Annotated in this window: 1 protein-coding gene; it reads right to left on the reverse strand. The window is 40.3% G+C overall.

Going from position 1 to position 504, the window contains the following annotated elements; genetic code table 11:
- A partial coding sequence (locus tag ACS8FD_RS24945) for a BCCT family transporter (protein WP_439277819.1) occupies positions 1 to 504 on the reverse strand: 504 nt, incomplete at both ends.

The following is a 504-nucleotide window of genomic DNA, read 5'->3' on the forward strand; positions in this document are numbered from 1 at the left end:
CTGCAGCAAGTGAGTCAATGACCAGCGACCCTGAATCTGATGACGTCACAAAAAAGGTGATAATCAATAGAACCGTTAATGATGAAACTATCTGTGTAAACGGCAAATTTTCTAATAATTTAAACAATGCTATCGCTTGGTTATTTTGCACCTCCCCAATCAAAGCATCGTAACCATCAACCATAATCATATGTAGCGCGGTATCACCGAATACTGAAAACCAAAAGAACGTAAACAGCGTTGGTACTAGCATCACACCTAGTACAAACTCACGAATGGTACGACCGCGACTAATCTTAGCAATAAACAAACCGACAAATGGCGCCCATGCAATCGTCCAAGCAAAGATAAATAACGTCCAACTACCAATCCAATCACTCGACCGATAAGCTTGCAAACTAAAAGTACGCTCAACAATATTGCCCAAATAGCTACCCGTATTTTCCATAAAGGCATTTAAGATAAATACTGATGGACCGACGACAAATACAAATAGCATCAGCG

Source organism: Psychrobacter sp. 1U2 (assembly GCF_051847575.1).